Source organism: Pseudomonas sp. VEM90, assembly GCF_054611535.1.
Genome location: NZ_JBTRAR010000001.1, coordinates 116,963 through 142,457 on the forward strand (window position 1 = coordinate 116,963; position 25,495 = coordinate 142,457).

The window sequence follows — 25,495 nt, forward strand, 5'->3', positions numbered from 1 at the left end:
ACAACAACAATGCCCAACAGCGTGCCTGCAATACCCGCGTTGCGCCCTGCCAGCCAAGTCATGGACCTGGCCCGGCTAGGTAGCCACTTCCAGAGCCCGCTCAGCTTCGTGCGCAGCAGCATGCGGCGGATGATGCAACAGCGCTGGCAAATCCGGCGCAGCTGTTTCGACCTCGATGGCCAAGGTTTCGGCACTGCGATCTACCGCATCGAAACGCCAAACGGCCATTACCACTGCGTGATCTTCTCGGCCTACCTGCCGCCGGAAAAGCGCAGCGATCGGGTCATCGCCGACCAGTGGGACGTCAGCTTCGTGCTGGTGGCCGGCGATGTCGACTCGGCACAGCTGGCCGACCTGCAACGCAACGTGCCGCTGCAGGAAGCCGGCCGCTTCGATTCACGCGTGCTGGTGTTGTCGCGGGCCAACCGGAGCTTGCGCAATTTCGACCGGTTTCTGGCGGCGCTGGCAGAAGGTCGCCAGCCCGATCCACAGCAACTGGCTGAAGTCGGCTACCTGTATCGCACTACAGCTGTTTACGGTAACGGCAAGTTCGGCATCGCCGATTTTGGTTGCCTGCAAGATAACCCGGACTTCAACCAGCCGTTCAGCGCGCAGATGTTCACCGTCTACCTGCTGCGTCACTTCAGCATCGAGCAGATCAACCACATGGCCCAGGCACTCGCCCCGCAGCGGGCAGTGCAACTGGCCCCGGCCCTTCAACGCTACCTGGGGGTCGGCAACGCGACCGGGCTGGGAATGGCCCCTTTTCTGATCAACCACCCTCAACTGGTGGAGCACTGGATCAGTACGCGGGAAACGGCCCTGGCCCTGGTGCTGGCGCAGCCGGCGGAGCCCGCCCCGTTGGCGCGCCTGCAGCAATTGCTGGCGCGCGCCCAGTTGCACCTGAGCCAGTCCCGGACCGAAGACCAGCGCCAGCATGAGCAGAACCTGCAAACCTTGGCCGAGCTTGCTTTACTGGCCACCTGGCTTGGCACGCAAGCCGACGGCGCGGGCCTTTGGCCGCGCCTGCTGGCCTGGGCGCAATTACATACGGGGGTGGGCTGCCAGGAGCTTCTGGTCAGCCTGCTGCTGGAGCTGTACCCCGAGCAGATCGCGCCACTGGCCGAGCACATGGGCGTCAACGAAGGCTGGCAGCTGGACGCCCAGATGCCCCTTGGGCAACTGCGCCAGCTCATCGAGCAGCAGTATGGCTGGGCGTTGCGCTACGACTTCAGTGCTGTCGATGCGGAGCACTTCTTCTGGTACCGCTCAGCTGAAAAAGAAGAGCCGCGCCTGGGCATTCGCGCAGAGGAGCCAGGGGCCGAAAAAGAAATGCAATTGGGTATTGCCCGCAATATCCAGCAGTGCCATAGCGCGCTGCTGGAGCACCTGCAACTGCAGCCTCAGGCGCTGACCGCTCACTTCCTGATCGCCCAACCGATGTTCAAGGGCGCGGTACGCCGCCTGCAAGGCATGGCAAAAACGAACTACGGTGAAATCCGTGCCAATCTGCTGGCCCGGGACATGCTGCCGATTCACCTGCTGCGCTGCAAACTGGCATTTTTCGGCGCGGGGAAATTCGACCCCAAGTCAAGCCGCTGGGTGCGTATCACGCTGTTCCAGGGCGCGCCGCTGGTCAGCGACATCGGTCAGCCGTTCGCAGACGACTGGAATTTCGCAGTCATGCCGCAAAGGGAGTTTTGACCATGCGCGTATCGCTTAACGAAATACAGGTGATGTGCCGCAAGGCATTCGAAGGCATGGGCTTCGCCCCGGGCGACTGCGAGGATGCCGCCGAACTCGTGGGCTGGTTGCAACTGCAGGGGCTCGATGGCGTCGGTGCACTGGAAAAGGCGTTGCGTTATCTGCAAGCCGAAGCTGCACGGCCATACGCCTTGTGCCATGAGGATAACGCCCTGCTGGTGATCGACGCCAAGGGCCAGAGCGTGTTGCGCTGCGCCGCCACGGTGGTGGAACTGGCGGCAGCCAAGGCCATGCGCTGTGGTCAGGCCGAACTGCGCATCCGCCACTGCCACAACCGTTTGCTGTTGCTGGGCTACCTGAGCCGGGCAGCTGTGCAGGGGCTGCACGTGCAAGCCCGCTGGGAGGACGCCCGCCAATGCCACCTGGCCGATTTTACCGCCGGCATGCCGCGTCCGAAACTGAGCAGTGAAACCCGGCCCCAGGCCATTGAAGCGGCCGCGCAGGACGTAACGGTGCTGTTCACCCGAGCAGGCCAGACCGCCCAGGCAATAACCGACCCGCAGCGCACACTGCAGCAAGGTTTTACAGTCAACGAACATACCTGGCAAAGGCTCAGGCAGCTGGCCGAACACATCCTTGTCGAGAGCACCGATGCCTCACGCCGCCACGGTGCAGGCGGCGGCAGCGACGCCGACTGAACACCCTTGCCACTGAGGAAACAACCCATGAAGCATGCAATAAAGACCGAGCTGTTCGCCTCCAGGGCGCCACTGGAATGGGCGGTCGTCGGCAACGGTACGTTGTACACGGCCCAGATCCCAATCGATACGCAGGGCCAGGTGGTTGCCGGCGGCATCGAGGCCCAGGCCCGCCAGACACTGGACAACCTGCGCCACACCCTGGAAGCCGCTGACAGCTCGCTGGATGCCGTGACCCAGGTGCTGATCTACGTGACCGACCGCCGCTATCTGGCAACTGTAAATGCCGTGTACGCCGAGTATTTCCAGGCACCCTACCCCAACCGCGCGGCCGTAGTGGTGGCAGGCCTCGCCCGGGAAGAAATGCTGGTGGAGCTGGTGGTCTACGCCTGCCTCTGACGCCCTGAAGGCGCCCGTCTCACGATATTCAGCGTTCGCCCAATCGAGTGCCGCCCGCGCGGCGCTCGATGCATGCCCCCTCCGCCCCACGTCATGCACCCGGAATATTCCCTTTTTCGCCCGCCAGGTACCGGCCTGCGCCCCATTTCGGTTCAAAAGCCGCGCCCGGATCAATAGCGCCCTTTTTTGATGCGCCGACCCTTGCGGCCAGGCAGCTCACATCGGTTGTGCCCCTCACATTTCCCGCCCCCAGAGCCGCCAGGCGTGTTCGGCACTTTTATTGCACAGACTGATTGTGCTCAACACACAGGCAATCTACCGAGACCGAGGTTAACGCGAGACACAGCTCCCACTTACCCCAGCAAGGCAGCACCCTGAAAGACGCAGATGAACCGCAATGAAGCTGCCGGCAACGGCGGCAAGGAGTGGGTATGTCCCGGGCTTTTTTCAATGAAATGTACGAAGCGGACGGCAACTGCCGCCCGCATTACCAGGAGTTCGCCCGCTGGCTGGCCAACACCCCGCTGGAGTTGCTGGAACAGCGCCGGCGCGAGGCCGACCTGCTGTTTCACCGCGCAGGCATCACCTTCACCTTGTATGGCGACAAGCAGGATACCGAGCGCCTGATCCCCTTCGATATCATCCCGCGCAGCATCCGCGCCAGCGAGTGGCGCACGGTCGAGCGTGGCTGCATTCAACGGGTACAGGCGCTGAACCTGTTCCTGCAGGACATCTACCACGACCAGCGCATCCTCAAGGCGGGCATCATCCCGCCAGAGCAAGTGCTGGCCAACGAGGGCTACCAGATCGCCATGCAGGGCCTGGACCTGCACCGTGGGCTGTATGCACATATTGCCGGTGTCGACCTGGTACGTGACGGCGATGGCAGCTACTTCGTGCTGGAAGACAATCTGCGCACCCCCAGCGGCGTCAGCTACATGCTCGAAGACCGCAAGATGATGATGCGCCTGTTCCCCGAACTGTTTGCCGCCCAGCGTATCGCGCCCATCGACCACTACCCCAACCTGCTGCTGGACACGCTCAAAAGCGCCAGTCCACTGGACAACCCCACTGCCGTGCTGCTCACCCCTGGCCGTTTCAACAGCGCCTACTTCGAGCATGCCTTCCTGGCCCGGGAAATGGGCATCGAGCTGGTCGAAGGCGCCGACCTGTTCGTGCGTGATGAGCATGTCTACATGCGCACCACGGCCGGCCCCCAGCAGGTGGACGTGATCTATCGCCGCCTGGACGACGACTACCTCGACCCGCTGTCCTTCAACCCTGATTCGATGCTGGGCGTGCCGGGGCTGGTCTCGGTTTACCGCGCCGGCAATGTGGTGCTGGCCAACGCCGTCGGCACTGGCGTGGCCGATGACAAATCCATCTACCCCTATGTCGACGACATGATCCGCTTTTACCTGAGCGAAGAGCCCATCCTGAACAACGTGCCGACCTGGCAGTGCCGCAAGCCGGCGGACCTGTCCCATGTACTGGCCCACCTGCCCGAACTGGTGGTCAAGGAAACCCAGGGCTCCGGCGGTTATGGCATGTTGGTCGGGCCTGCTTCGACCAAAGCCCAGATCGAGGACTTCCGCGCGCGTATCAAGGCCCGCCCGCACGCTTATATCGCTCAACCGACGCTGTGCCTGTCAACCTGCCCGACCTTCGTCGACAGCGGCATCGCACCGCGTCACATCGACCTGCGCCCGTTCGTGCTGTCGGGCAGTGAAACCCGCCTGGTGCCCGGCGGCCTGACGCGCGTGGCGCTCAAGGAAGGCTCGCTGGTGGTCAACTCGTCGCAAGGCGGCGGTACCAAGGACACTTGGGTGGTGGAGGACTGAGCCGTGCTTTCGCGAACCGCTTCCGACCTGTACTGGATGTCCCGTTACCTGGAACGTGCAGAAAACCTCGCGCGCATGCTCGAGGTCAGCTATTCGCTATCGCTGATGCCCCAGGCCGGGCGCAGCGACGGCCATACCGAACTGGCAATGTCGCTGATGGCCTCGGGCATGCTGGACGACTACCTGCGTCGGCACAATGAACTCGACACCGAGCGCATGCTGCACTTCTTCGCCCTCGACGCCACCAACCCCAGCAGCATCTATTGCTGCCTGCAGGCCGCCAGGACCAATGCCCATGCAGTGCGCGGCCGTATCACCGCCGACATGTGGGAGAACATCAACGCTACCTGGATCGAAATGCGCAACATTGCCAGCAATGGCCTGGGTCGCTATGGCATCAGCCAGTTCTGCGACTGGGTCAAGGAACGATCGCACCTGTTCCGCGGCGCGACCTCCGGCACCATCATGCGCAACGATGCCTACAGCTTCATCCGCCTGGGGACCTTCCTGGAGCGGGCGGACAACACCCTGCGCCTGCTCGATGCGCGCTACGAAATGTTCGGCGAGGCCTCCGAAGAGGTCAGCGACGACTCCGCCCGCGGCTATTACCAGTGGAGCGCCCTGCTGCGCGCGCTGACCTCGTACGAGGCCTTCAACGAGCTCTATCGCGCCGCGCCCAGCGCCCGGCCGGTGTCCGAGCTGCTGCTGTTGCGGGTGGACGTGCCGCGCTCGCTGCATGCCTGCATCGAGGAACTGGACCTGATCCTGGCGGGCCTGCCGGGCAGTACCGGGCGTGCCGCCCAGCGCATGGCCGCCGAACTGAATGCGCGCCTGCGCTACACCGCAATCGACGAAATCCTCGATGCCGGGTTGCACCCCTGGCTGAGCGACTTCATTGGCCGCATCAACCAACTGGGCCAGGCCGTCCATCACTCCTACCTGGAGGTTGTATGAAACTGTCCATTCGCCACGACACGACCTATAGCTACGCCAGCGACGTGTGCAACAGTATCCAGTTCCTGCGCCTGACCCCGCGCAGCAGCGAACGCCAGCGTATCAATCAATGGCAACTGGACCTGCCCTGCAAGGTAAAGGGCCAGATCGACCCTTACGGCAACATCCTGCATGTGCTGACACTGGACAAACCCCATGGCCACCTGGCGCTTACCGCACACGGCCAGGTCGAGATCGACCCGGATTGCGAACACGAAACCGAGAGCCAGTCGCCCCTGCCGTTCCTGCGCGGCAGCCACCTGACGCAGGCCGACGACACCCTGACTGCTTTCGCCGCCCGGCAATGCGGCAGTCACCGCGACCGGGCAGCACTGATCGGGCTGATGCAAGGCCTGGCCGAGCACATGCCCTACAGCCCTGGTGCCACATCGGTGGGCACCACGGCCATCGAAGCCTTCCGCGGTGGCGCAGGTGTGTGTCAGGACCACACGCACGCGTTCCTGGCCTGCGCACGCAGCCTGGGAGTGCCGGCACGCTATGTGTCCGGCTACCTGTGTACCGAAGACGAACAACACCTGGCCAGCCACGCCTGGGCCGAAGCCTGGGTCGACGATGCCTGGTACAGCTTCGACATTACCAACCGCCTGACCCGGCCAGAGCGTCACCTGAAGCTGGCGGTGGGCCTGGACTACCTCGATGCCTGTCCGGTCAGGGGCGTACGCCGCGGCGGCGGCGCCGAATCGATGCAGGCCAGTGTCCACGTGCATCGCCAGTGACAGGATGGCTTCAGACCGGTCTTGCCGCGCGAGTGCGGCAAGACCCTTCCACACGCAACACAAGGGAAACCGCATGACTTACTGTGTCGCCATGCACCTGGAGGACGGGCTTGTCTTCATCAGCGACTCACGCACCAACGCCGGTATCGACCAGATCTCCACGTTCACCAAGTTGTTCGTTTTCAGCGTCCCGGGCGAGCGACTGATCGTGCTGCAGACCGCCGGCAATCTGGCGACCTCGCAGTCGGTGATCAACCTGCTGCAGCAACGCACCCAGAGCAACGGCCCCCACCTGCTGAACGTTGCCACGCTCTACGATGCAACGGTGCTGGTCGCCGACACCCTGCGCGAGGTGGTCAAAAGAGACCGCAGCAAGCTCACGGCCGATATCGACCTCAGCAGTTCATTCATCGTTGGCGGCCAGATAGCCGGCGGCCCCATGGCCATCTACAACGTGTATGCACAAGGCAATTTCTTCCAGGCCACACCGGACACCCCGTTTCTGCAGCTGGGTGAAAGCAAGTACGGCAGGCCAATACTCGACCGCAACCTGGATTACCGCACGCCGCTCGATGAAGCGCTGCGCTGCGGCCTGATTTCGTTCGACTCCACCATCCGCAGCAACCTGTCGGTGGGTATGCCGCTGGACTTGCTGGTGTACCGCAATAACAGCCTGGAAAGCATGACGCGCAAGCGCATTACCAGCGACGATGCCTATTACCAACAGATTCGCAGGCAGTGGAGCGACGGTTTGAAAACCCTGCTGGCCGAACTGCCAGCGCCGCCTTATGGCTGAACAAGCAAACGGTTCAGATCCTTTGCCTGTACCGGCCCCTTCGCGGGCTTGCCCGCTCCCACAGGTACTGTGCAAGCCTTGAAGGCTGTGATGTCCTGTGGGAACGGGCGAGCCCGCGAAGGGGCCGGTACAGGCAACACCTCAGTAAAGCCAATGTGTAATGTTCGAGACTCCGTGGGTTATCCTGCCCCTTCCCCCTGTCACGAGACTGCTGCTGGCGGCCCACAGACTGCACTGCAGGTGAAATCATGATTCACGGAAAAACCCTGGAAGCCTGGCAACAAAGCCACCCGATCATCGCCGAGCTGGTTGCCCTGAAGCAGACCAGCTGGTTCAACCCTGGTATCGCCAAGGCTGCAGAAGCCCTGCACGATGTGGGCCTGACGGCTGCCGACGTGCAAGCGGCCAGCGCGCGGCTGCAGCGGTTCGCGCCTTACCTGGCCACCGTGTTCCCCGAAACAGCCGCTGCCGGCGGGGTCATCGAGTCGCCTGTCATCCCGCTGCCACAGCTGCGCCGGGTGCTTGTCGAAGAAGGATCACTGCAGAACGCAGGCAGCCTGTGGCTCAAGGCGGACAGTGACCTGCCCATCTCCGGTTCGATCAAGGCCCGGGGCGGTATCCATGAAGTGCTCAAGCACGCCGAAGACCTGGCCCTGGCGGCCGGATTGATCACGCCAACGGATGACTACACCAAACTGGCGAGCGACCAGGCCCGCGCATTCTTCAGCCAGTACACGATCGCCGTGGGTTCGACCGGCAACCTGGGGCTGTCGATTGGCATCATGAGCGCCAAGCTGGGTTTTAAGATGAGCGTGCACATGTCGTCAGACGCCCGGCAATGGAAGAAGGACAAGCTGCGGGCCAACGGCGTGACCGTGGTAGAACACGCGTGCGACTACAGCGTAGCGGTCGAGCAGGGTCGCCAGCAGGCAGCCTCAGACCCCAATTGTTATTTTGTCGACGACGAAAACTCCCCACAGCTGTTTCTTGGCTATGCCGTCGCCGCCGAACGGTTGGCACGGCAATTCGACCAGGCTGGCATCCAGGTGAACGCAGATCACCCGTTGTTCGTGTACCTGCCGTGCGGCGTAGGGGGCGGCCCGGGCGGTGTCGCATTCGGGCTGAAGCTGGTGTTCGGCGATGCGGTGCACTGCATCTTTGCCGAGCCCACCCACTCCCCCTGCATGCTGCTGGGTGTCTACACCGGCCTGCATGATGAAACCTGCGTGCAGGACTTCGGCATCGACAACATCACCGCCGCAGACGGCCTGGCGGTCGGGCGCCCATCAGGGTTTGTCGGCAAAGCCATGCAGCGACTGATCGATGGTTACTACACCGTGACCGACGAAGAACTGTACCGTTTGATGGTCATCGCCCATGAGCAGGACAAGGTCAAACTGGAACCCTCTGCCCTGGCCGGCGTACCCGGTATGCTACGGGTGCTGCAAGCGGGCGAGTACCTGGCTCGCCAAGGCTTCACCCCAGCCCGGCTGCAACAGGCCACCCACCTTGTCTGGGGAACGGGGGGCAGCATGGTGCCGGAAGATGAGTTCAATGCCTATCTGGCAAAAGGGCGCAGCGTGCAGGCAAACGCGTAACCGCACCCCGTGAACTGCGCAGGCGGTGGCGATGAAGACGGGGTTTCGCGTTCTCTCGGCGGGGCCGCATCAGGCCTACCCCAGTAACTGGCTCAGCACCGCCCGTAACTTGCCCGGTTTGACCGGTTTGTTCAGCAACGGCGCGCCAAGTTTCTGCAATGATCGCCGGCACTGGTCACTGCGGTCCGCGGTGATGATCACGGCAGGAATGGGACTGGCAAAGTGTTCGCGCAAGTGCCTGACCACCTCACATCCGACCACGCCGTGGTCCAGGTGAAAATCCGCCAGGATCAGTTCCGGTGCCTGCCCCTGCAGCGCCAGCAAAGCCGCCTCCTGATCGGTGGCGGTGACCACCTCGCAGCCCCACTGCCCAAGCAGGGCACCCATGCTCTGGAGAATGCTTACTTCGTTATCCAGCACCAACAAGCGGCGGCCCGGCAATGGATTGCCGGCACTTGGCTGCAACAATGCCTGGTGAACAGCCTGCGGCAGCTGCTCGCCAATCGGCACCTCGATGCTGAACACCGAGCCACGCCCCGGCCACGACCGCACTTCGATCCGGTAACCGAGTATCTTGGCGATCCGCTCGACGATGGCCAGCCCGAGGCCAACGCCCTTGCGATCCGCTGCACGCCCCACATCCAGCTGATTGAACTCGAGGAATATGTCCTGCAGCCGGTCCTGCGCAATGCCCCGTCCGGTATCCCACACCTCCAGCCGCAAATGACCACCGCGGCGCCTTGCCCCGAGCAGGATCCGCCCCTCCTCGGTATACCGGCAAGCGTTGCTGAGGAAGTTGCGCAGGATGCGTGTGAGCAACCGCAGGTCAGTGCTGATGGCGTAGTCGGCTATGCGTGCGTGCAGCTTCAGGCCCGCCGCCTCGGCCACCGGGCTGAACTCCGAGACCAGCGGCGCGAACAGCTCGTCCAGGCGGTACACGGCCACATCCGGCTTTACCGCCGCCTGGTCGAGCCGGGAAATGTCCAGCAGGTCGGTCAGCAGGTCTTCCGCGCCCTCCAGGGCCTGGTGGGTACGCTCCACCAGCACATGCTCGGCCTCTGGCAATGGCCGCTCGCGCAAGGTCGAAATCAGCAAGCGGGCAGCGTTCAACGGTTGCAGCAGGTCATGGCTGGCGGCGGCGAGGTATTTGTCCTTGCTGCGGTTGGCGGCTTCGGCGGCATCACGCGCCTCCAGCAATTCATCGGTACGCGCAGCGACCCGTTGCTCCAGTTCATCATTGAGCTGTTGCAGGCGCTGCTGGGCCAGCTTGCGTTCGGTAATGTCGGCGACGAACCCCTCCACCAGCCCTTCATGGCCGGGTTTGAGCAGCAGGTTCATCAGCACATCGAGATGGCTGCCGTCCTTGCGCCGCAGACGGGTTTCGTAGCCGTGCAGGCTGTGCTCACGGGCGAGCACCGCGGTAATGGCCTGCAACTCCTCGGCACCGCCATCAAACAGGTTGGCGGCCAGGTCAGTCAGGGAAAAAAGCACCGCTTGCGGGTCGTCGTAGCCAAGCATGCGGGCCAGCGCCGGGTTGGCGGCACGCATGCCGTCCTGAAGGCTGGCCTGGAAAATCCCGTGCACGGCGTTTTCGAACAGCCATTTGTAACGGTTGCGCTCGGCTTCCAGTTCGTCCAGGCGGGCAGACAGCTCCGGGTAATGGCTTTTGCGCGCCGAGTGGTCACCCAGCCCCAGCAGCCCGGCCAACGCCCGCTGCTGCTCGTCAGAGGGCCTCGCCATAGACCACCTCGACATCACGCTGGCTCGACGCACGGGGGTTGGTGAGGATGCACGGATCGTCCATCGCGTGTTGCGACAGGAACGGGATATCGGACGTGCGCACCCCATGCAGGCCCAGGGTTTCATGGAAGCCAATGGCATGCTTCAGGGCAGTCAAGTGCTCCACCAGGCGCCCACAGATCTGCCGGTGATTGAGACCGCGGCAGTCGATCCCGAACACCTCGGCAATCACCTTGAAACGCTCCGGCGCCGAGCTGTAGTTGAACGCCACCACGTGTTCCACCAGCACCGCGTTGCACAAGCCATGGGGCAAGTCGAGGAAGCCGCCCAGGCTGTGCGACATGGCGTGCACGGCGCCCAGGATCGCATTGGAGAACGCCAGCCCCGCCTGCATGCTGCCGAGCATGATCTTCTCGCGCAGCGCAATATCAGTAGGGTTGGCGATCATCTCCACCAGGTTGCCATTGATCAGGCGCATGGCTTCCAGCGCATGGGGATCGGTCAGCGGCCCGTGGCCGGTAGACACGAAGGCCTCGATGGCATGCACCAACGCATCGATGCCGGTGCAGGCCGACAGGAACGGGTCCATGCTCAGGGTGGTCTGCGGGTCGATCAGCGACACGTCCGGCACCACCGCCTTGCTGACGATGGAGAACTTCATGCGTTCCTGCTGGTTGGAAATGATCACGAACTGCGACACGTCCGCCGAAGTGCCGGCGGTGGTCGGGATCAGGATCAGCGGCGGGCTGGGCACGCGGATCATGTCCACGCCTTCGAATTCAAGGATGCTGCGCCCATGGGCAACCACGATACCGATGGCCTTGCCGCAATCCATCGGGCTGCCGCCACCGACGGCGACGATCACGTCACAGTGGTTCTGCCGATAGATTTCGGCGCCGAGCATCACCTCCTCGACCCGCGGGTTGGGTGACACCGCTGTGTACAGGCAATAGTCGATGCCTTGGGCCTGCAGGCTGGCCTCCACATCCGCCACCCAGCCGGCGGCGATCACGCCAGGGTCGCTGACCACCAGTACCTTGCGCGCACCGAAGGTTTTGGCGTAGTTGGCCACGTTGTGCCGGCAGCCGGCACCAAAGATGATTTCAGGCGATACGAACTTGCGAAGGGGGCTGAAACTCTGGCTCATCGGTAAGCCTGTTCTTATTGTTCTGGAAGATAAACGCCAGCGTAAAGCATCCCACCACGAAAGCAACCAGACCAAAGCGGGGCTACCGGTCATTCTATCCAGGATTTGGCGCGGGCCACCTCCAGAAATGCCAGCACGTCCTCTTCGAGCCGCGGTACATCGGGGAAGCGTTGTGCCAGGCGGTCGATGATCGTTGCCACGGTACTGTGGCCGTCCAGCAGCGCCAGGACCCAGCCGGCACTGGCATTGAGCTCAATGATGCCCCCGGCGTACAACAGCACGTGGCAAGCCTTCTGTGGCTCCCAGTCCAGGCGCAAGCCGCGCCCCAAGGCAAGGGCTTGCTGGCGATCTATCAGGTTCACAGGCGCATGCTCCAGGAGGATCCGGCCACCGTGGCGATGGCCGGGCCGTCATCAACGGTTGGCGAAATACATCGTCACTTCAAAGCCAATGCGCAGGTCGGTATAGGCGGGTTTAGTCCACATAGGGCAAGTCCTCTTCTTGTGCCGGAGGATTCCGGTAGAAGCATTAATGCACGGGGGCGGACTGGACCGAATGCTACTTTGGAACGAGCTTGCGGGGTGCGTTGGTACGGGTAGGCCATGCATGTGCCGGCCCTTTTGCGGACTCGCCCGCCCCCACAGGTTCTTCACCGGTTCTGGAACCAACGGTGAACCTGTGGGAGCGGGCGAGCCCGCGAAGGCCGCGACGCGGTCTAGAAGAAGCCCAGTGGATTGATGTCGTAGCTCACCAGCAGGTTCTTGGTCTGCTGATAATGGTCAAGCATCATCTTGTGGGTCTCACGGCCAACACCGGACTTCTTGTACCCCCCGAACGCCGCATGCGCCGGGTACAGGTGGTAGCAGTTGGTCCACACTCGCCCGGCCTTGATCCCGCGGCCCATGCGGTAGGCACGGTTGATGTCGCGGGTCCACAGGCCGGCGCCCAGGCCGAATTCACTGTCGTTGGCGATCGCCAGCGCTTCGGCTTCGTCCTTGAAGGTGGTCACGCCCACCACCGGCCCGAAGATTTCTTCCTGGAACACGCGCATCTTGTTGTTGCCCTTGAGCAGGGTTGGCTGAATGTAGTAACCGCTGGCCAGGTCACCCTGCAGCCGCTCGGCACCACCGCCGGTGAGCAGCTGCGCGCCCTCCTCCCGGGCAATTTCCAGGTACGAAAGGATCTTGTCGTACTGTTGCTCGGACGCCTGGGCACCCACCATGGTTTCGGTATCCAGCGGGTTGCCGCGGGTGATCTTGGCGATCTTCTTCATCACCTCGGCCATGAACGGCTCGTAGATCGACTCCTGGATCAGCGCCCGTGACGGGCAGGTGCACACCTCGCCCTGGTTGAAGAACGCCAGCACCAGGCCTTCGGCAGCCTTCTCGATGAACGCCGGCTCGGCCTGCATGATGTCTTCGAAGAAAATGTTCGGCGACTTGCCGCCCAGTTCGACGGTGGACGGGATGATGTTCTCGGCCGCGCACTTCATGATGTGCGAGCCCACCGGGGTGGACCCGGTGAAAGCGATCTTGGCAATGCGCTTGCTGGTGGCCAGCGCCTCGCCGGCCTCACGGCCAAAGCCCTGGACGATGTTCAGTACGCCTGCCGGCAACAGGTCGGCGATCAGTTCGGCAAAGACGGTAATCGACAGGGGCGTCTGCTCTGCGGGCTTGAGCACCACGCAGTTGCCAGCGGCCAAGGCCGGGGCAAGCTTCCAGGCGGCCATAAGCAGCGGGAAGTTCCACGGGATGATCTGCCCCACCACACCCAGCGGCTCGTGGATGTGATAAGCCACGGTGCCTTCGTTGATCTCACCTACGCCACCTTCCTGGGCGCGGATGCAACCGGCGAAATAGCGGAAGTGGTCGGCTGCCAGCGGCACGTCGGCATTCAAGGTTTCGCGTACGGCCTTGCCGTTGTCCCAGCTTTCGGTAACCGCCAGCACTTCCAGGTTCTGTTCGATGCGGTCGGCAATTTTCAGCAGTACCCGCGCACGGTCTTGCACCGAGGTCTTGCCCCAGGCTTCGGCGGCGGCATGCGCGGCGTCCAGGGCGCGCTCGACGTCCTGGGCCGTGGAACGCGGGAATTCGGCAATCGGCTGGCCATTGACCGGCGAGCTGTTGGTGAAATACTGGCCCGCCAACGGCTGCACGAACTCGCCACCGATGAAGTTGCCATAACGGGGTTTGAAGGATACGACGGCGCCTGGAGTTCCGGGTTGTGCGTAGATCATGCTGAGCCTCTGCGGGTCGGTGCCTGTCCCACGACAGGCGATGCACCGATGGTAACAAGCCCGCGTGCCGGGCGAATGCATCGTTGGCAGCGGGGCTCTCGTCATTTGGTAGTAGGCTCTGTACGAAAAGTCTTGAGACGCAGGTCAGGCAAGGCGAAAACAGCCGAGGAACGGCCGGGGTCGCGCCCGACTGTACTGAAGTACATGAGCACTCCGAGGCGGTTTTCAACGCAGCATGAACAAGTATCAAGGCTTTTCGTCAGAGCCCAGGGCCGCTTGCTACCGATCAGCGGCAGCAAGCGGCAGTAGGCAGGCGTTAGGGCTTGGTGCTCGCGGTTTGCTGCAACTGCTTGGGCAACTTGAAGGTCCAGAGCATGCCGCCCTGGTTGAAGTCCTTGACCCGTTTGGCCACTTCGCCGCCCCACAGCGGCACCGCGCCGCCCCAGCCGGAGACCACCGAAACGTATTGCTCGCCGTCCATTTCCCAGGTGACGGGCGAGCCAAGCACGCCTGAGCCGGTCTGGAATTCCCAGACCTTGTCGCCGGTCTTGGCATTGAATGCCTGCAGGAAGCCCTCTGGCGTGCCCGTGAACACCAGGTTGCCCTTGGTGGTCAGCACGCCGCCCCACAGCGGCGCGTAGTTCTTGTGGCGCCACACTTCCTTGCCGCTGATCGGGTCGATGGCACGCAGCACGCCGATGTAGTCTTCGTTGAGCGGCTTGATGGTGAAGCCGGCACCGAGGAACGCCGCGCCCTTCTTGTAGGCGATGCCTTCGTTCCAGATGTCCATGCCCCACTCGTTGGACGGCACGTAGAACAGCCCTGTGTCCTTGTTGTAGGCCATCGGCATCCAGTTCTTGGCGCCGAGGAAGGCCGGGGCGACGAACACCGAGCTGCCCTTGGCCTCGCTGCCGGGTGCGCCCGGGCGGCTGGCGTCGTTGTAGATCGGCCGGCCGTCCTTGTCCAGGCCTGTGGCCCAGGTGATCTTGTCCACGAAGGGGAAGCCGCGGATGAACTTGCCGTTGGTGCGGTCGAGCACGTAGAAGAAACCGTTGCGGTCGGCCGTAGCGGCAGCCTTGACCTCCTTGCCGCCGTCCTTGTAGTTGAACGAGATCAGCTCGTTGACGCCGTCGAAGTCCCAGCCGTCATGCGGCGTGCTCTGGAAGTGCCACTTGATGGTGCCGTCGTCCGGGTTCAGCGCCAGGCGTGAGGAAGAGTACAGGTTGTCACCGGGGCGAAGGTGCGAATTCCACGGCGCCGGGTTGCCGGTACCGAACAGGATCAGGTTGGTTTCCGGGTCGTAGTAACCGCCCAGCCAAGGCGCTGCGCCGCCGGTCTTCCACAGGTCGCCAGGCCAGGTCTTGCCCGCCTCACCGCCGGAAATGCCGTTCTCGATCGCCTTGCCGTCCTTGTACACATAGCCCATGTGCCCTTCCACGGTGGGACGCATCCACAGCAGTTCGCCGTTCTCCGGGTTGTACGCCTGGATCTTGCCCACCACGCCGAACTCGCCGCCGGCAACGCCTGTGATCAGCTTGCCATTGACGATCATCGGCGCGGCACTGATGGAGTAGCCTTCTTTGTGGTCGGCAACCTTCTTGCTCCAGACCACCTTGCCGGTGTCCTTGTTCAGGGCCACCAGCTTGGCGTCCAGCGTGCCGAAGAACACCAGGTTGCCGTACAGTGCGACGCCGCGGTTGATCACGTCGCAGCAGGGGCGGATGTCATCCGGCAGACGTGCATCGTATTGCCACAGTTTCTTGCCAGTGCGGGCGTCCACGGCGAACACCCGCGAGTAGGAGCCGGTCAGGTACATCACCCCGTCCTTGATCAGCGGCTGGGCCTGCTGGCCGCGCTGCTTCTCCCCGCCGAAGGAGAACGCCCAGACCGGGCGCAGCTCCTTGACATTATTGACGTTGAGCATATCCAGCGGGCTGTAGCGCTGGCCCTGCACGCCCAGGCCATTGGTCACGATCTGCTGGGGGTTCTTCGGGTCCTGGAGGATGTCTTCATTGCTGACAGCGGCGTGAGCCGCGCCGGCAAGCAGCATGGCGCTGAGCACCAGGCTCACGGCGAACAAGGGGCGACGTGGGGATCGGGTCATGACGGCTACCTTTGGTTTTTTTGTTGTGCCCGGGAAAATTTCCCGGTGTGTCGGGAATTCTTGGTCCCGACCCGATTGCCAACAATTGCCCGCAGTGCGGAGTTTTCTAGTTCCTTGGTAGGGGTTGGGTTTGCCCGTCCTGTTCAACCAGAAACTGCTTGAGTCAATCTGCCCTGCCTTGGATAACTGCTTCCCCAGGCAAACGCCGTACGCCGCCAAACCACCACACAACTCCCGCTCCAATCACGGTAGTCAGCACTGCAAGCAGCAAGATAACCCCTTGCGCCCCCACCGGCGCCGCCAGTATTCCCACCAGCAAGCCCGCCAACGGTTGCGACAAGTTGTTGAGCAATGTGACCACTCCCACCGTCTTGCCAAAGTCCTGGGTCGGAATTACCCGCTGCCGAACATTGCGCATATAGACATTGAACATCTTGTCGAAACCGACAATCAGCAAAAACCCCAGCACATACCCTGCAAAGTTCGGACTCAAGGCGCTGATGAAAGCGCCGGCGGCAATCATCAAGTAGCCCACGCCACCCATTACCCGTAACGGCAGCACCACCCGGGCGAGAAAGAACAGGATCACGATAGTAGTTACTGCGGCAGCCGCCTGCAGCCATGCGTAGGTGTCCTTGCCAGCGCCATGCTCGCCGAGCACCATGGCCGCCGAGGTTGCTAAGGTGACCCCGACGATCAGGTTGACGCCGACGGCCAAGGTGATGATCTTCTTCAGTTCGGCCTGTTCGCCAATATGCCTGAAGGCGATACGCACGGGTTGGAACCAGATATCACGATGCTGCTCGTACACCGGCAGGGTGACCTGGCTGGCGCGCTGCCATGCCCGCATGCTCAGGTCGGCCAGCAGGAACAGTCCAGCAGTCCATAGCACTACCCAGTGCCATGCCATAAACTCCAGCAGCGCAGCTGCCACCAGTGGCCCGAGTACCAGGCCCGTCTGGTCAGCGATCTGAGAATAGGCGAGGGTCTTGGTGTAGTTGTAGTGCTGGAAGATATGCGGCATCACCACCTCGCGGGCCATGATGCCCTGAGTGGTCAGCCCCCCACACAGCGCCGACAGTACCACCAGCCAGGCAAAACCGCCGAACAAGGCATGAAGTCCCATCGCCAACAAGCACAGCAATGCCCGGTAAACTTGGCTAATGTGCAGGATCTTGATGGGTGAGAACTTGTCGCACAGTGCGCCGCATACCGGGAAGGCGAGAAAACGCGGCAGCGACTCGACAAAGAACGCCAGCCCTGCCCAAGCGACGCTGTTGGTGGCCTGGAACACTATCAGCGGCACGATGAACAACAGGATCTGGTCTGCCAGGCGCGAAAGAAACAGCGAAATGAAAAAGGCCAGGTAATCCTTGCGCATGCTGAACTCCTGTAAGAAGCAAGAAAGAGACCTTGCCAAACCTCAATAGGCCGAGCCCAAACGGTCGTTGAGGTTGTGTTTCTCGTCACCACGCAACGGTGGGTTGAACACACTGACCAGGATCAAGTCCTGCTCCTTGCCGCCGCGTAGGTAGTGCCGATCATGCTGGTCGAGTACATACACATCACCGGGACGTATCGGGTAGACATTCCCCTGCATGTCCTCGACCTCGCCTTCCCCGGCTATGCAGTAGCACGCCTCCAAATGGTTCCGATAGTGCAACAGCGATTCAGTGCCGGCACGAACCACCGTGTGGCAGAGGGTAAATCCCATGGCATCACGTTCGGTGAGTAGACGATGGCTAGTGCCGGCGCCCCACTCCACGTAGTAGGCGGTTTTCTCCACGTCGGACCTGCTGCGGATGAACATGTGAACCTCTCTGGGTATAAGGCGTTGAATGAAGAGTCATGCTTGGTCGTGACTACCATTGCGCAAGGTCGCTTCGCCGCAAGCCAGCATCGCGTCGCTCCAGGCCAGATCGCGATGCGCGGCGATAGCCTGGATGTCACACCAATGGCGCTGGAGTGGATGCCCTGCCGCCAACGAAGAGGCACCGAGCCGTCCTACCAGACGTTGCACCGCTTGCACGCACTGCCTCGCCAAATAGGCACGGTCGCGGCGTAACCGCAGCAGTTGACAGGTACTCAGGGCTTGATCGTGAATGCCTGCTTCATGCAACCGCGATATCAACGAGTCATAGAGAAGGCCAGCGCTGTGCAACTGTGCGGCCGAGTGAGCGACCTGCTCGGCAATCCTTGGGTCGCTGGCCAGCGAGTCAGTGAGCGCCGACACGAACGCATCATGGGCCCCCTCCGCGCAGCCAAACAACGGACCGATGATCGAAGTAGCCAGAAAGGGCGCCAATGGCAAACGGTCGATGTAATCGATCTCCGGTTTGGATGGGCGTTGGGCGAAGATTTCATGCAAGGCGAAAACCCGCTCGTGTGGTACCAGCAACTGGTGAGCCTGAACGTCGTGAGAGCCAGTTGCGGCCATGCCGCAAATGTCCCAGCTGTCGATTCGCTCAATATCCTGCGCGGCGACCAGTACGAGAAAACGTGGAGTGTGCCAGGCAGCCGGGTGGTTCTGACAAGGTGCATTGAGCATCAACCACGTCGCGTCTTCGATCCCTGAGCTGAACCGCCAGCGCCCGTTCACCCTTATGCCGCACGCCTCGTAGCTGAGCTGGCTGTTGGCGCTGGTGGACGCCGAGGCGAACAGCTGCCGGGGGCCGTCAGCGTACATTTGATCCTGGCATGCCGGGGGTAAACGTCGAGCGATGCTGCTGTGCCCACCCACCAAGGCCATCACCCAGCCGGTGGAGGCGCAGGCCCTTGCGGCAATGCGTGCGCTCTCCACCACTGTTGGCCAATGTGAGCTGCGGGTTGCAGGCGCTCGAGGCGACAACAGATCCAGCCACTCACCGGTGAACAGTTCGTTGAATGTATCGCGGCTCAAACGACGGTCTTTCTGCGCTGCTCCCGCTCGCTCGCGCCACCTTGACAGGTGTTGCAGTGCCCGTTGGCAGGGCGCGGGTTGGGCGGCGCGATGCAATACCTGTTGAACGTTTTCAGACATTGGCCGGCACCTCGACTTGATTACCATGGAGCACCACCGAACCCAGTCGCGAACCTTCAAAGCAGAAGCCCGGTGGTTGCACAACCGGGCCTAGCAGCTTGAGGAATCGTTCAATCCGCTGTTCGTCGTCCGAGGCCACAAACTCGCAGAAATTACTGCTGTTCCACAGCAGGTGGACGTGCTTGAAGCGAGCCGACAGGGCGCCTACCAGTTCTTCCATGGTGACCTGACCGTTTTGCATCTGCACGAGCATCTGCTGGCGTTTCCAACGGATTTCTTCCACTTTGAAGTAGCGGGTCTTGAATACTTCGTCCTTTATCTTCTCTCGTCGCAGATACTCTTCTGAATCGGGGTGGTTGAGCTTTTCGAGGAAAAATGCAAGCCCGCTGGGCTTCAGAAAACGCTTGATGTGGGCGATTTGTTGCGCGCGGTTACGGTTATAGAACTGGAATGCGGCCATTTCGTATATGAAATCGAATCCCTGGCTGAACGCTTTATATTCCGGCTTTTGCAGCAGCTTCGTGTTCATTTTGAAGAATGAGTGCGGGTAGAAGTGTGATAAGGCTGGGTCGGCATACCGCTCGAAGGCTATCTGGTTGGCACGGTTGGGCGACGAGGTGAGGCTAAGGATCAGGCCTTGGGATTGGCCAGCCAAAGCACGACCATTACTACCATCGAAGGCGTCCACCTCGAATATGCTGTAGCGCTGGCCGGCCCTGGGCGGGTAGGCCGAGACCAGTCGGGACAGCGTCACGCCAATCCTGGAGAGTTCCTCAAGGACGTACGGTACGCTAGCTAGAAAATGCGAAAACAGTGGGCCCGCCCCCGCAAGCAGGCGGTCGTGGTACTCGAGTACCTGAGGGTCGTCGATCTGTGACTTGAGGTGGCTGTCCAGAGACTGCGACGGAACTTGGCTCGCGCCAGTCGCCAGGCTGTGAAAATGCTCGGCCAGTTTCAACATGGCGCTTTGATGGAGGTCGTGGTCAAGACTGGCGTCGTCCAACGATTGCTGCGGAAAAGCGTTCATGTGTCTCTCCTGCTGTCAGATCAGCCCTCTGGCGCTGAATTTGCCTGAATCGGTTTTTGGCAAGGCCTCAAGGAACACGTAATAAGCCGGCACCATGTGCCAGTCCAATTGGGCTATGCAGTGATCACGCAGGGATTGCTCGATGGTCTGTATATGGTCAGTTTCGAGCACAACATAGGCCTTCGGTACGTGCCCGGCCGATTCGTCTGCGACCGGCACCACTAATACCTCGGCAACCGCCGGGTGTGACGCCAAACATTGTTCAATTTCCCGCGGGTTGACCTTCCAGATATTGCGGGCAAACACGTCATCCTTGCGTGCCACGTAGTAGAGGTAGCCTTGGGCGTCTCGCTTGAACAGGTCACCTGTGCGAAACAGGCGCGGGTGGCCGAATGCATTGTGTAGGAAGGCCATGGCATTGGCCTCGGGCATGTTCCAATACTCGAGCATCAGGTAGTCGCTGGTTACCAGCAGTTCGCCGACCTCCCCAGGCTGGTCAATGGCCCGCCCTCGCTCGTCCACCAAGTACAAGCAGACGCCGGGCAGAGGTTTGCCCACCGAGGCTGGGCGCTGATCGAGCTCCTCGGGAGGCAGGTAACTGACACGTTTGCATTCCGTGAGCCCGTAGTTGGAAAAGATCCGTACCCGAGGCAAAGCTTGCCGAATCTTCTGGATATGACGGGTGTAGAGAGCCTGGCCACTGCTGGATATATAACGCAGGCTGGGCACCCGAGCGTCCCAATGCGGGCCGGTATTGGCCAACAGGAAAAATAATGGAGGAAACACATGCACGGCGGTTACCTCCTCCCGTTCAACCACTGCGAGTATGTCCTCGGCAGTAGTGGCCGGCTGGCTTTCAATCACGCTGGTGGCGCCGACTACCAGCGGCATCATCACGTTGTAGACACCATAATCGGAGGCCAGAGTCGAATAACTGAGGACGCGATCATCTGGGGTGTTCTGCTGGTAGGCGGTGACTTGGCGTGAGGCAGCCAACATGATTCGGTGGTTGACCAGCACGCCCTTCGGATTGAAGGACGATCCGGATGTATAGAATATCGACGTAGACCTTTCGGGGTCTTCAATCAATGGCGGATGCCTCGTAGCAGCCTTTTGCGAAGGTCTGGAGAGGGCATCGGACATTTGAATGACCTGAGGCGGGAGCACAGCGCTCGGGGTCGTGAGCAGCACCCATTCAAGCCCAACGGCCTTGATAAGGCCCGGAAGGTCGTCGGTGCAGTCAGTGATCAGCAACCGAGCGCCTGAATGCTTGAGTTGATGAATCAGCCTGGCACGGCTCAGGGTATGATGGATAGCAGCAGTAACTGCTCCGGCTTGCAGAATGCCCAGATAAGCAGCTACCAGTTGTACGGAAATTGCCGAGTACAGACCCACACGATCGCCTGGAGCAATTCCCAGGGTTGGCAGGATAGATGCGATATCATCCGCTTGTTGTTGCAACACTCGATAGGAAGTTGCTACACCGTCTAGAACGATTGCTGACTTGCTTGGGTATGCATTGGCATTGCCCGCAATGACTTTATGAAACAAAGGCATGGCTCGATATCCTCTCAATCCCTTGCTCGGGTGCTAACGGCGCTTTCTTGCGCTCACAAAAATATAAGTACCTTACAGCTGCAGGCAGAAACTCGAAGGTCGTCGATTTCAGTAAGTTGGCCGTGCGGGTCACCTAAAAATCAATAGCAGCTGACATACTCTGTCTTACCGATTTGAGAAAGCGGCACCACTCACCCTGATGATTTCTTTCAAAAGGTGTGCATAGCCTGCAAACAGGTTCAGAATATTTATGCACTCAAGACTTCAGACAGACAGAGAGGAACAGAGACAACCATTACAAATAGTCACAGAGGTATGACAACGGAAAAACATAAAAACACCACTTATATTTGCTTGACACCCACACCACCAACAAAAACCAAACATATCGACAAGCAAAATCCTCCACCACAAAAGTTATCACGTCAAGGCGATTCTAAATAAAGCCAGGTCATTTTTGTCACTATTCAGTGACATTGTTCGCGCACCAGCAATTTGAAATATTTTGTTATCAGAAGTATCTGACAGATATTTGGAAGTTCCAAGAAAGTTACCCCACCCGTTTGCAACGAGCAGCGTTTAAACGTGGCATAAACGCCCGCCCGAACGACACCTTTACCAGGCCACTGGGAGTCGCGAACTTCTCCGCACCTCTCCAACCTGTAGTGGACAATATGCTACTCGACAGTGTTCCGTGAGCAGCATTCCACCGACCCGACTCGGCTCTCAAGCCACGTGGATCATGGCTGCTGCACGACAGCGCGCCGCCTCGGTGACGGGCGTACTCCATAGAGCAGCGCGTTCCGCCATCAGATTGGGGGCCTGGTATCGATGCGCCGGAGTTGCTTGCGCTCATACCGGGGGTACAGGTGGCTGACACTGCGGATCAGCTCATAACGCGTCAGGCTGATCCCGGCAAACCGTTCGGGAATGGGGCTGCGGATCATCTCGGCCATGTCGTCACCGCGCGCCGCGCCATCGCGCATCAGGCCATCGAGCCAGCCCAGGTAGTCACGCATCTGCACGAACGGCTGCGCATCACTGGCCACCGGGCCATGCCCGGGTACCAACTGCTTCCAGGGCAGTGCCTGCAGGGTATCCAGGTCCTTGAGCCACACGTCCAGCCCTGGGCTGTTAGGCGTGGTCAGGGCCCGTTGGTAGAACACCAGGTCACCGGCGAAAAGTACGCCGGTCTTTTCATCGAAAATCGCCAGGTCGGCCCCCGTGTGCCCGCCCAGCCCCAGCAACCTCAGGCGGTGCCCACCCACCTCATGCACACCCGGCTGCAACACCCGGGTCGGCAGTACCACCTCGGTACCGCGCATCCAGTCGCCGACCAGGCGATACATGTTCTCGGCCATGGCATCGCCCTGCTCGCGCAGCAGGTCGCGGGTGCCGGCCAGGGCACCGATCGGCACATCGGCAAAGGCCTGGTTGCCCAGTACATGGTCAGGATGATGATGGGTCAGCAACACTTCCACTACCGGCTTGTCGGTGAGGGTGGCAATTGCCTTGCGCAACGCCTCGCCATAGCCCTTCGACGGCCCGCTGTCGATCACCACCACACCGCTGTCGGTGACGATGAACGCGGTGTTGACCACATTGCCGCCATTGGCCTTGGCGAAATTGTCGGTGCTGCCTTCCAGCAACCAGGTGCCCTCGGCGATCTGCCGGGGTGTGAGCCGGTACGCCAGATCAGCCTGGGCTGGCAGCCCCAGGCACAGCAGCAACAGCAGGATCCAACGCATGACAGTGCCTCGGGTCAGGGGGGAATCAGACAACGCGCTCAGGGCAGCGCCGCCTCGAACTGGTTGCCGCTGTTGTCCCGTAACAGCAGCCGGGTTGGCCCAGGGCCTTGAATGTCAAAACCAAGGTTGGGGTTTTCGCTGACCGCCGGGTACAGCTCCAGGCTGGCCAGGCGCTGGCCATCTGCACCTTGCAACTCGGCATGGTTGAGAAAGAATTCAGGAATGCCGCTGACCAGGCCGTTATCCATCGGGTGGGCCACCTGCAGGCGCAGGCGGCTGCTGTCATCACGCGGGTAGCGCCCGCCCAGCACCTCACCAAGGTGCTCCTCCCAGCCGGGCTGGGTGCGCACCACGCTGGGTGCGGTACAACCGCCGCCGGCAGCATCGATCAGGGTCGAACCGACGTGCCACAGGCCATCGCGTGTCAGTACGGCGGCGCGCAACGGTGTGGCCTGTTCGATGCGGATGCGGATCGACAACCAGGGCAACACGCGCTCGCCGGGCTGAAAGTCGACGATGCGCGGCAGAGGGTTCAGCTCTGCCCAGGCGATTATCCGCACCACCTCGCCCGTGAACGCCCGGGCGTCGATCTCCAGCGGCACCTGCCGTGCATCCTCGGCAAAGGGCGGCGCCAGAAGCTTCACACGGTCATCGAAAACGAACGCTGCCTGGCCCAGCAACTGCTTATGGTAGAAGTCCCACATCACGGAAGGCACCGGGTCTGTGTGGGTGCCTTGTGTCGCAGCCTGGGCGGCCCAGGGCATCCAGCAGGCCAGCAGGAAAGTTGCTCGCCAGTTCATGGCCACTCCTATTGATACATCTCCGGGACCTCGTAACGCAGGCCGTATGCGGCATACATCGCCTTGAGCCGGCCATCGCGAATCATCGCCTCCATGGCCTCCTCCACGGCATAGGCCAGCTGCCGGTTGCTCTCATGCACGGCCATGCCGATTTCCCAAGCCTGTTTACCGAGGTTCGGGTAGGCGTTTTCTGCCAAGGCCAGTTGCGCATCGGCGGCCTGGTGCAGCTGCCAGTCAACCTCGCCGCGCATCGCCATCACTGCGTCCACCTGGCCGGACTGCATCGCAGCAAATGCCTGTTGCACGCTGGGGTAATGGTGGGTCCTGGCGCTAAGCATGCCGTTGAACACCGACGTCAGGTAAAACGACGGCACGCTGTCCACCTCGACCCCGACAGGATGCTGCTGGAATACCGCGACACTGGCCACCGACGGCAAGCGACGGCGATCGTAGGCCACCTGCCAACGCTCCTCCTGATAGGGGCCGAACATCACCACCTGGGCGTTTTCCAGCTCACCCAGCTCGTTGCGCCGCTGCGCGTAGGCGCGATCGTAAGGCACCCGCATCATCAGGTCGGCCAATTGCTGATGACGCAGCGGGCTGCCGCGCCAGATGTAGTCGCGCAGGTCATCGTCGAGCTTTTCTCCGGGTGGCGCCCAGATCAGTTGCAGACGTACCCCCAAGGCCGTGGCCAGGGCCTGCGCCAGTTCCACATCGACACCACGCGGCTGGCCGTGGTCCTGGAAACTGTAGGGGGCGAAATCCTTGTACACCGCCACCTTGAGCTCTCCGGCAGCGATGATCGCGTCGTAGTTGCGCACCTGCGCCTGGGCCGCCGCGCAACACAGCAGCAGGCCACTCAACAGCACCGCCCACAGACGCATGGCCGTCACTCCTCGACGTGCACGCTGTCCAGGTAGGTGCGCACCGCCCACAGGGCTTCCTGACTGAGGTAATCGGCCATCTTCGGCATGTACACGCGGCCGTCGCGAACCGCGCCGTGGCGTACCCGCTCGACGAACCATTCATCGCCAGCATCACCTGCATCGAGCATGCGCAAGTCAGGGGCGATACCACCAGACTTGGCCTCCAGGCCATGGCAGGCGGCGCAGTTCTGGTTGTAGGCCGAGGCGCCGATTTCCACCGCCTTGTCGTGCTCGGGTGAGCTGCGGTAAGGGTTGACCGCCGCCCAGCCGTCGTCGTCCAGGGTCACACCAGCGTCCTTGATCGGGGTCAGGCCCTTGGTCTCCACTGCCTGGGGCACCACGTTGCCATGGGCCCAGGCTGTACCGGTCAGCACGGCTGCGGCCAGCACTCCAGCAGCAAGCAACACATTGCATTTTGTTGTCAT

Annotated in this window: 23 protein-coding genes; 8 read left to right on the forward strand and 15 right to left on the reverse strand. The window is 61.6% G+C overall.

What is annotated here, in order from left to right; all coding sequences use genetic code 11:
• Positions 1-9: 9 nt before the first annotated feature.
• The 8 genes from ACYCCG_RS00600 to ACYCCG_RS00635 all read left to right on the forward strand — a co-directional run bounded on the left by ACYCCG_RS00600 (position 10) and on the right by ACYCCG_RS00635 (position 8,766).
• Positions 10-1,704, forward strand: coding sequence for a hypothetical protein (locus ACYCCG_RS00600; protein WP_459669170.1), 1,695 nt, complete (start codon positions 10-12; stop codon positions 1,702-1,704).
• Positions 1,705-1,706: 2 nt separating this feature from the next.
• Positions 1,707-2,402, forward strand: a complete 696-nt coding sequence (locus ACYCCG_RS00605) for a DUF3726 domain-containing protein (RefSeq protein WP_209966600.1) — start codon at positions 1,707-1,709, stop codon at positions 2,400-2,402.
• 27 nt (positions 2,403-2,429) lie between these two features.
• A complete protein-coding gene (locus ACYCCG_RS00610) occupies positions 2,430-2,801 on the forward strand; it encodes a RidA family protein (RefSeq protein ID WP_012052761.1) in 372 nt (123 codons plus the stop codon).
• Between the two features lie 431 nt (positions 2,802-3,232).
• On the forward strand, positions 3,233-4,642 hold the full coding sequence (locus ACYCCG_RS00615) for a circularly permuted type 2 ATP-grasp protein (RefSeq protein ID WP_176684094.1): 1,410 nt from the start codon (positions 3,233-3,235) through the stop codon (positions 4,640-4,642).
• A gap of 3 nt (positions 4,643-4,645) precedes the next feature.
• Positions 4,646-5,596 (forward strand): alpha-E domain-containing protein, encoded by a 951-nt coding sequence (locus ACYCCG_RS00620; protein ID WP_176684095.1) that lies wholly within the window; start codon positions 4,646-4,648, stop codon positions 5,594-5,596.
• On the forward strand, positions 5,593-6,372 hold the full coding sequence (locus tag ACYCCG_RS00625; protein WP_176684096.1) for a transglutaminase family protein: 780 nt from the start codon (positions 5,593-5,595) through the stop codon (positions 6,370-6,372). The genes ACYCCG_RS00620 and ACYCCG_RS00625 overlap by 4 nt, the downstream gene beginning before the upstream one ends.
• A 73-nt stretch (positions 6,373-6,445) precedes the next feature.
• Positions 6,446-7,168 carry a proteasome-type protease gene (locus ACYCCG_RS00630; RefSeq protein ID WP_209966604.1) on the forward strand — a complete coding sequence of 241 codons (723 nt, stop codon included), beginning with the start codon at positions 6,446-6,448 and terminating at the stop codon, positions 7,166-7,168.
• A gap of 248 nt (positions 7,169-7,416) precedes the next feature.
• Positions 7,417-8,766, forward strand: a complete 1,350-nt coding sequence (locus ACYCCG_RS00635) for a D-serine ammonia-lyase (RefSeq protein ID WP_339443179.1) — start codon at positions 7,417-7,419, stop codon at positions 8,764-8,766.
• Between the two features lie 75 nt (positions 8,767-8,841).
• Here the strand turns inward: ACYCCG_RS00635 and ACYCCG_RS00640 are convergent, their stop codons facing one another.
• The 15 genes from ACYCCG_RS00640 to pedF all read right to left on the reverse strand — a co-directional run bounded on the left by ACYCCG_RS00640 (position 8,842) and on the right by pedF (position 25,495).
• Complete coding sequence (locus tag ACYCCG_RS00640) at positions 8,842-10,506, reverse strand: PAS domain-containing hybrid sensor histidine kinase/response regulator (RefSeq protein WP_019436698.1); 1,665 nt, start codon at positions 10,504-10,506, stop codon at positions 8,842-8,844.
• On the reverse strand, positions 10,490-11,653 hold the full coding sequence (ercA, locus tag ACYCCG_RS00645) for an alcohol dehydrogenase-like regulatory protein ErcA (RefSeq protein ID WP_053870448.1): 1,164 nt from the start codon (positions 11,651-11,653) through the stop codon (positions 10,490-10,492). The genes ACYCCG_RS00640 and ercA overlap by 17 nt, the downstream gene beginning before the upstream one ends.
• Positions 11,654-11,742: 89 nt before the next feature.
• Positions 11,743-12,015 (reverse strand): pyrroloquinoline quinone biosynthesis peptide chaperone PqqD, encoded by a 273-nt coding sequence (gene pqqD / locus ACYCCG_RS00650; RefSeq protein ID WP_209966612.1) that lies wholly within the window; start codon positions 12,013-12,015, stop codon positions 11,743-11,745.
• A 51-nt stretch (positions 12,016-12,066) separates the two neighbouring features.
• The gene (gene pqqA, locus ACYCCG_RS00655) at positions 12,067-12,138 is read right to left on the reverse strand and encodes a pyrroloquinoline quinone precursor peptide PqqA (RefSeq protein WP_003243383.1); all 72 of its coding nucleotides are present in this window, start codon (positions 12,136-12,138) and stop codon (positions 12,067-12,069) included.
• A 230-nt stretch (positions 12,139-12,368) separates the two neighbouring features.
• The gene (exaC, locus tag ACYCCG_RS00660; RefSeq protein ID WP_209966614.1) at positions 12,369-13,889 is read right to left on the reverse strand and encodes an acetaldehyde dehydrogenase ExaC; all 1,521 of its coding nucleotides are present in this window, start codon (positions 13,887-13,889) and stop codon (positions 12,369-12,371) included.
• A 316-nt stretch (positions 13,890-14,205) separates the two neighbouring features.
• Positions 14,206-15,993 carry a PQQ-dependent alcohol dehydrogenase PedH gene (gene pedH, locus ACYCCG_RS00665; protein ID WP_209966615.1) on the reverse strand — a complete coding sequence of 596 codons (1,788 nt, stop codon included), beginning with the start codon at positions 15,991-15,993 and terminating at the stop codon, positions 14,206-14,208.
• A 163-nt stretch (positions 15,994-16,156) separates the two neighbouring features.
• Positions 16,157-17,374, reverse strand: coding sequence for an MFS transporter (locus tag ACYCCG_RS00670; RefSeq protein WP_339443175.1), 1,218 nt, complete (start codon positions 17,372-17,374; stop codon positions 16,157-16,159).
• Between the two features lie 42 nt (positions 17,375-17,416).
• Positions 17,417-17,803 (reverse strand): ectoine synthase, encoded by a 387-nt coding sequence (locus ACYCCG_RS00675; protein WP_176684102.1) that lies wholly within the window; start codon positions 17,801-17,803, stop codon positions 17,417-17,419.
• A 36-nt stretch (positions 17,804-17,839) separates the two neighbouring features.
• Positions 17,840-19,012: an acyl-CoA dehydrogenase family protein gene (locus ACYCCG_RS00680; protein ID WP_459669172.1), complete on the reverse strand. Its 1,173-nt coding sequence runs from the start codon at positions 19,010-19,012 to the stop codon at positions 17,840-17,842.
• The gene (locus ACYCCG_RS00685) at positions 19,005-20,039 is read right to left on the reverse strand and encodes a class I SAM-dependent methyltransferase (protein ID WP_209966618.1); all 1,035 of its coding nucleotides are present in this window, start codon (positions 20,037-20,039) and stop codon (positions 19,005-19,007) included. Before ACYCCG_RS00685 ends, ACYCCG_RS00680 begins: the two co-directional genes overlap by 8 nt.
• A gap of 15 nt (positions 20,040-20,054) precedes the next feature.
• Positions 20,055-21,596 (reverse strand): class I adenylate-forming enzyme family protein, encoded by a 1,542-nt coding sequence (locus ACYCCG_RS00690; protein WP_459669173.1) that lies wholly within the window; start codon positions 21,594-21,596, stop codon positions 20,055-20,057.
• Between the two features lie 809 nt (positions 21,597-22,405).
• Positions 22,406-23,344 (reverse strand): quinoprotein relay system zinc metallohydrolase 1, encoded by a 939-nt coding sequence (locus ACYCCG_RS00695; protein ID WP_459669174.1) that lies wholly within the window; start codon positions 23,342-23,344, stop codon positions 22,406-22,408.
• Between the two features lie 38 nt (positions 23,345-23,382).
• On the reverse strand, positions 23,383-24,144 hold the full coding sequence (locus ACYCCG_RS00700; RefSeq protein ID WP_459669175.1) for a quinoprotein dehydrogenase-associated SoxYZ-like carrier: 762 nt from the start codon (positions 24,142-24,144) through the stop codon (positions 23,383-23,385).
• An 8-nt stretch (positions 24,145-24,152) separates the two neighbouring features.
• A complete protein-coding gene (locus ACYCCG_RS00705) occupies positions 24,153-25,028 on the reverse strand; it encodes a substrate-binding periplasmic protein (protein WP_209966622.1) in 876 nt (291 codons plus the stop codon).
• 5 nt (positions 25,029-25,033) lie between these two features.
• Entirely contained in the window at positions 25,034-25,495 is a 462-nt protein-coding gene (pedF, locus tag ACYCCG_RS00710) for a cytochrome c-550 PedF (protein WP_176684107.1), read from the reverse strand.

What these genes read in the sequence shown, in the direction of transcription:
- ACYCCG_RS00640 (WP_019436698.1), bottom strand. Translation starts at nt 10,506, where the DNA reads ATGGCGAGGCCCTCTGACGAGCAGCAGCGGGCGTTGGCCGGGCTGCTG.
- ACYCCG_RS00675 (WP_176684102.1), bottom strand. Translation starts at nt 17,803, where the DNA reads ATGTTCATCCGCAGCAGGTCCGACGTGGAGAAAACCGCCTACTACGTG.
- ercA (WP_053870448.1), bottom strand. Translation starts at nt 11,653, where the DNA reads ATGAGCCAGAGTTTCAGCCCCCTTCGCAAGTTCGTATCGCCTGAAATC.
- ACYCCG_RS00630 (WP_209966604.1), top strand. Translation starts at nt 6,446, where the DNA reads ATGACTTACTGTGTCGCCATGCACCTGGAGGACGGGCTTGTCTTCATC.
- ACYCCG_RS00635 (WP_339443179.1), top strand. Translation starts at nt 7,417, where the DNA reads ATGATTCACGGAAAAACCCTGGAAGCCTGGCAACAAAGCCACCCGATC.
- ACYCCG_RS00625 (WP_176684096.1), top strand. Translation starts at nt 5,593, where the DNA reads ATGAAACTGTCCATTCGCCACGACACGACCTATAGCTACGCCAGCGAC.
- pedF (WP_176684107.1), bottom strand. Translation starts at nt 25,495, where the DNA reads ATGACAACAAAATGCAATGTGTTGCTTGCTGCTGGAGTGCTGGCCGCA.
- ACYCCG_RS00605 (WP_209966600.1), top strand. Translation starts at nt 1,707, where the DNA reads ATGCGCGTATCGCTTAACGAAATACAGGTGATGTGCCGCAAGGCATTC.
- ACYCCG_RS00680 (WP_459669172.1), bottom strand. Translation starts at nt 19,012, where the DNA reads ATGTCTGAAAACGTTCAACAGGTATTGCATCGCGCCGCCCAACCCGCG.
- ACYCCG_RS00615 (WP_176684094.1), top strand. Translation starts at nt 3,233, where the DNA reads ATGTCCCGGGCTTTTTTCAATGAAATGTACGAAGCGGACGGCAACTGC.
- ACYCCG_RS00705 (WP_209966622.1), bottom strand. Translation starts at nt 25,028, where the DNA reads ATGCGTCTGTGGGCGGTGCTGTTGAGTGGCCTGCTGCTGTGTTGCGCG.
- ACYCCG_RS00690 (WP_459669173.1), bottom strand. Translation starts at nt 21,596, where the DNA reads ATGCCTTTGTTTCATAAAGTCATTGCGGGCAATGCCAATGCATACCCA.
- ACYCCG_RS00685 (WP_209966618.1), bottom strand. Translation starts at nt 20,039, where the DNA reads ATGAACGCTTTTCCGCAGCAATCGTTGGACGACGCCAGTCTTGACCAC.
- ACYCCG_RS00610 (WP_012052761.1), top strand. Translation starts at nt 2,430, where the DNA reads ATGAAGCATGCAATAAAGACCGAGCTGTTCGCCTCCAGGGCGCCACTG.
- pedH (WP_209966615.1), bottom strand. Translation starts at nt 15,993, where the DNA reads ATGACCCGATCCCCACGTCGCCCCTTGTTCGCCGTGAGCCTGGTGCTC.
- exaC (WP_209966614.1), bottom strand. Translation starts at nt 13,889, where the DNA reads ATGATCTACGCACAACCCGGAACTCCAGGCGCCGTCGTATCCTTCAAA.
- ACYCCG_RS00600 (WP_459669170.1), top strand. Translation starts at nt 10, where the DNA reads ATGCCCAACAGCGTGCCTGCAATACCCGCGTTGCGCCCTGCCAGCCAA.
- ACYCCG_RS00695 (WP_459669174.1), bottom strand. Translation starts at nt 23,344, where the DNA reads ATGCGTTGGATCCTGCTGTTGCTGCTGTGCCTGGGGCTGCCAGCCCAG.
- ACYCCG_RS00700 (WP_459669175.1), bottom strand. Translation starts at nt 24,144, where the DNA reads ATGAACTGGCGAGCAACTTTCCTGCTGGCCTGCTGGATGCCCTGGGCC.
- ACYCCG_RS00670 (WP_339443175.1), bottom strand. Translation starts at nt 17,374, where the DNA reads ATGCGCAAGGATTACCTGGCCTTTTTCATTTCGCTGTTTCTTTCGCGC.